5 protein-coding genes are annotated in these 4,665 nt (G+C 68.9%); 4 read left to right on the top strand and 1 reads right to left on the bottom strand.

All coding sequences use genetic code 11. The features are described 5' to 3' along the window. Positions 1-154: 154 nt before the first annotated feature. The 3 genes from QN345_RS15715 (at position 155) to QN345_RS15725 (ending at position 1,142) form a co-directional block, all read left to right on the top strand. On the top strand, positions 155-436 hold the full coding sequence (locus tag QN345_RS15715) for a glutaredoxin family protein (protein ID WP_134449644.1): 282 nt from the start codon (positions 155-157) through the stop codon (positions 434-436). A 3-nt stretch (positions 437-439) separates the two neighbouring features. Next, a complete protein-coding gene (locus QN345_RS15720) occupies positions 440-658 on the top strand; it encodes a hypothetical protein (RefSeq protein ID WP_134449645.1) in 219 nt (72 codons plus the stop codon). A gap of 136 nt (positions 659-794) precedes the next feature. Next, entirely contained in the window at positions 795-1,142 is a 348-nt protein-coding gene (locus tag QN345_RS15725) for a hypothetical protein (protein ID WP_134449646.1), read from the top strand. Between the two features lie 23 nt (positions 1,143-1,165). Here QN345_RS15725 and ppsA read toward each other — a convergent pair whose 3' ends face one another. Then, positions 1,166-3,556 (bottom strand): phosphoenolpyruvate synthase, encoded by a 2,391-nt coding sequence (ppsA, locus tag QN345_RS15730; RefSeq protein ID WP_322135307.1) that lies wholly within the window; start codon positions 3,554-3,556, stop codon positions 1,166-1,168. Positions 3,557-3,979: 423 nt separating this feature from the next. Between ppsA and QN345_RS15735 the strand changes: the two genes are divergently transcribed. Then, the coding region (locus QN345_RS15735; RefSeq protein ID WP_323508845.1) for an ice-binding family protein at positions 3,980-4,665 on the top strand (686 nt) is incomplete at its 3' end.

Below are 4,665 nucleotides of genomic sequence, written 5' to 3' on the forward strand. Positions count from 1 at the left end.
CTCGCAATGCTCAGCCTCGGCGGGCACAAACCCGTGCTTCCCGGCCGGGACTAACCCACGGAAGAGTCAGGAGAGCCCAAAAAGGGCGAACCTATGATCCGCCCCTGTCCGTCCCTGCAGACGGATACCCAGCGCGGCCACGTAAGATCGGCGGATGACCGCAGCGACAGCATCCGTGCCCCTCGACCCCCGCATCACCCTGTTCGGCGCGGAGTGGTGCGGCGACTGCCGCCGCTCGAAGAAGGTGCTCGACGGACTCGAACTCGACTACGACTACGTCGACCTCGAGGCCGTCGCGGACGGCGCCGACCGCGCCCACGCGATCAGTGGACGCACCCGGATCCCCGTGATCGTGTTCCCCGACGCGAGCCACCTCGTCGAGCCGAGCGACGCCGACCTGCGCGCGAAACTCGCCCAGTTCTCCGTGGAGGCCTGAGCCATGCGCAGCCTCAAGGACTGGACATTTTCGATGTGCGGGATCGCCGGTTTCGTCTGCTGTGCGATCGCCCTCGGGGTTCTCTACTTCAACGCCGTGAACCACAACGCCTTCGTAAGCGTGGCGGTTCCGGTGGCGATCGTCGCCCTCGCCGCCGGCGGAATCGCCACCGCCAGGGCCCGCTGGCTCTGGACCAGCGGCCGAGGCAACCAGCGCCGCTGACGCCCGCTGGACCGGCGACAGCCACACCACCCACTCCACACTGACGCCCGGCGCCACCCGACCCGGCGTCACCCGCTCGGGGCCGTTTCCCCATCGCCGCTGCCGCGCTACGATGCCACGGAGACGGGGAGGCATCATGAGTGACACTGGCCAGGACAAGCGCATCGAACGCTTCGGGAGTGACGAGGACATTGCGAACGCCGAGGCGGCGAAGCGGCAGGACGCGAAGGATGCGCGGGTGCGACTGCTGCGCAGCAAGGCGGCCGTCGCCCGGTCGGAGGCCGATGCGATCGAGGCCATGCACCTCGACCCGGACACCCTCGAGGACCTCCTTGAGAGCTCCAGCCCGCTCGAGGCGCGCCGGTTGGAGAAGTCGGAGCACGCGATCAGCCAGCGGGTGACCAAGGCGAAGGCCGCGGCCGAGGCAGCCGAGTACGAATACGAGCAGGCCGTGCTCGAGCAGTACGACGACAGCAAGGGCTGACGCCGCACCGCAGGAGCCGGCCGTCATACGGTGTCGAGCAGCCCCTCGGCCTCGGCGACTATGCCCGCCGTCTTCAGGAAGCTGTCCGGATTGAGCGAGATCGAATCGATGCCCTCGCGCACCAGGAAGGCCGCGAAGTCCGGGTAGTTGCTCGGCGCCTGCCCGCAGATGCCGATCTTGATCCCGGCGGCGTGAGCCTTGCGAATGGCCTCGCTGATCATCCGCTTGACCGCTTCGTCACGTTCGTCGAAGAGGCCGGCGAGTTCACCGGCGTCCCTGTCGACGCCGAGCACGAGCTGGGTGAGGTCGTTCGACCCGATCGAGAAGCCGTCGAACCGGGTCGCGAACTCCTCGGCGAGGATCACGTTCGCGGGGATCTCGCACATCATGTACACCTGCAGGCCGTTCTCGCCGCGGGTCAGCCCGTTCGCGGCCATCACCGCGAGCACCTTGTCGGCTTCGGCCACGGTGCGGCAGAACGGCACCATCACGATCACGTCGGTGAAGCCGATCTCCTCGCGCACCCGCTTGATCGCCCGGCATTCGAGCGCGAACCCCTCACGGTAGCGGTCGTCGTAGTAGCGGGAGGCGCCGCGGAAGCCGATCATCGGGTTCTCCTCGGTGTGCTCGAACGCTCCGCCACCGAGCAGGTGCGCGTACTCATTGGTCTTGAAGTCGCTCATCCGCACGATCACCGGGTCGGGGTAGTACGGCGCGGTGAGCTTCGCGATGCCGAGCGCGAGGGTCTGCACGAAGTACTCCTGCGGGTCGGCGAAGCCGCGGGTGCGTTCGTGGATGCGCCGGAGCGCGGCCCGGTCGGTGACCCGCTCCGGGTGCACGAGCGCCATCGGGTGGATGGTGATCAGGTTGTTGATGATGAACTCCATCCGGGCCAGGCCGACGCCCGCGGCCGGCAACCGCCACCACTCGAACGCGGCGGCGGGGCTCGCGATGTTCACCATCAGCTTCGTGCGCGTCATCGGCACCGTGCCGAGGTCCACCTCCTCGGTCTCGAAGTCGAGGGTGCCTGCGTAGACGAAGCCCTCGTCGCCCTCTGCACAGGAGAGCGTGATCTCGGCGCCGTTGTGGATCAGGTCGGTTCCGGTGCCGGTGCCGACGACCGCTGGCACGCCGAGCTCCCTGCTGACGATCGCGGCGTGACTGGTCGGCCCGCCGTGGTCGGTCACGATGCCCGATGCCCGGGTCATGATCGGCACCCAGTCGGGGTCGGTCATCTCGGTGACGAGGATCGCGCCGTCGATGAAGTTGTCGATGTCGGCCGGGTCGCGGATCACGCACGCGGTTCCGGTCGCGATGCTGTCACCGATCGCGACGCCGGAGACGATGAGGGGCCCGCTCTCGAGCAGCCTGCTCACGGTGAAGACGGTGCCGCTCGCCTGCGATTGCACCGTCTCCGGCCGCGCCTGCACCATGTACAGCTCCTGGGTGACGCCGTCCCTGGCCCACTCCATGTCCATCGGCCGGCCATAGTGGTCTTCCACGATCACGGCCCAGCGGGCAAGCTGCACGATCTCAGTGTCGCTCAGCACGAACGCGTTCCGCTCCCGCAGCGGAGTGTCGATCACCCGGGTACGGGCGCTGCCGCCGGCGGCGTAGACCATCTTGGTCGCCTTGGCGCCGAGGGTCTTCTCGATGATCGGGGTCAGCCCGGGGTCGGCGAGCAGCGCCTTGAACACGAGGTACTTGTCGGGGTCGACGGCGCCCTGCACCACGGTCTCGCCGAGTCCCCAGGCCGCGCTGATCACGGCGGCACCCGGGAACCCGGTGTCGGTGTCGATCGAGAACATCACCCCGGACCCGCCCAGGTCGGAGCGGATCATCCGCTGCACCCCGATCGAGAGTGCCACGTCGAGGTGGTCGAAGCCCTTGACTTCGCGGTAGCTGATCGCCCGGTCGGTGAACAGGCTCGCATAACAGCGGCGGCAGGCGGCGAGCAGGTCCCGCTCCCCCGTCACGTTCAGGAAGGTCTCCTGCTGCCCGGCGAAGCTCGCGTCCGGCAGGTCTTCCGCGGTCGCGCTGCTCCGCACCGCCACGGCGAGGTTCTGCTGCCCGGAGCGGGCAGACAGTTCCCGGTAGGCCGAGCGGATGCCCGCGGCCGTGTCCTCGGGGAATTCCCCGTTCAGGAACAACTCGCGCAGGCTCTCGCCCGTGACCCGCAGAGTCGCCTCTCCGGAGTGGTAGCTGTCGAGGGCCTGGCGCAGGGCCGACTCGATCCCGTTCTCCGTGATGAACGCGCGGTAGGCATCCGCCGTCGTCGCGAAACCGTCGGGCACCCGCACCCCCTGGCCGGAGAGCGAGCCGACCATTTCGCCGAGGGAAGCGTTCTTCCCGCCGACCTGGGGGATGTCGGCGAGGCCGATCTCTTCGAACCAGACCACATGACGCTCTGACATGACGACTCCTGACGCGACCTCGAAAGCCGCGACCCGGCGTCTCGTGGCGCCGACGGCATCCGCTCTCGGCAACCTACTGCTAGGTCAGGGCAGCGGCTAGTGCCCCAGGTGTCGAGGGCGCAGGGGTGCGCCGGCGCCGGGTGTTCCTCGCGAATTCACCCGGACAGCACTCCCCGGTCCAGGGCCGACGGATTCTGGCCCTAGTCTGGGGGTTAGACAGATTCGATTCGTTGGATTCCAGCTACTGAGGGCACCTGTTCCAGGTGCGGTACCCGTCTGCCCCGGTGGCTGGAGAGGTGCATTCCCGGCACACTTCCGCCAGCGAGCGTAACCCGGATGGAGCTCCGGGGACCGCCGCGTGCGACGGCCCTGCCCCGGCTCCGCAGTCGCGGACCCGGGCTGACGGGAACAAAGGGAATCACCATGACTGCATTCGACCAGACACCCACCGAAACCAGTACCACCACGCCGGCCAGGAAGTGGCTGCCCGTCCTCCTGGTCGCGATCGCCCTCGCGGCGGTCGGCACGGTCGGCGCCACCACCACCGGGGCCAGCTCCGCCTCCGCCGCCGTCCCGGTCGGCTCCGTGCGCGCGCCCGTCTCGCTCGGCCTCGCCGGCACCTTCGCAATCCTCTCCAAGACGGGCGTGACGGATGTCTACGCCTCGGCCATCACGGGAAACGTCGGGGCGAGCCCCATCACCGGTGCCGCCATCCACCTGAGCTGCCCCGAGGTGACGGGCCTGATCTACTCCGTGGATGCCGCGGGCCCCGCCTGCGAGATCACCGCCCCGAGCCTGCTCACGACCGCCGTCGGCGACATGGGCACCGCGTACACCGATGCCGCCGGTCGCACCCTGCCGGATGCGATCGACCTCGGCGCCGGCGAGATCGGCGGCCTCACCCTCGCTCCCGGGCTCTACAAGTGGAACACCGGCGTGACGATCACGAGTGACGTCACCCTCAACGGCGGCCCGACCGACGTGTTCATCTTCCAGATCTCGGGGAACATCACCCAGGCATCCGCCACCCGGGTCACCCTCACCGGCGGCGCGCTCGCGAAGAACGTCTTCTGGCAGGCTGCCGGGTCCGTGGCGGGGGGCCCCCCCCC

It is taken from the genome of Cryobacterium sp. 10I1 (assembly GCF_035019805.1).
Classification (GTDB): Bacteria; Actinomycetota; Actinomycetes; order Actinomycetales; family Microbacteriaceae; genus Cryobacterium; species Cryobacterium glucosi.

Excerpts from the sequence above, each read along its gene's own strand:
- QN345_RS15720 (WP_134449645.1), top strand. The coding sequence starts at position 440 with ATGCGCAGCCTCAAGGACTGGACATTTTCGATGTGCGGGATCGCCGGT.
- QN345_RS15715 (WP_134449644.1), top strand. The coding sequence starts at position 155 with ATGACCGCAGCGACAGCATCCGTGCCCCTCGACCCCCGCATCACCCTG.
- ppsA (WP_322135307.1), bottom strand. The coding sequence starts at position 3,556 with ATGTCAGAGCGTCATGTGGTCTGGTTCGAAGAGATCGGCCTCGCCGAC.
- QN345_RS15725 (WP_134449646.1), top strand. The coding sequence starts at position 795 with ATGAGTGACACTGGCCAGGACAAGCGCATCGAACGCTTCGGGAGTGAC.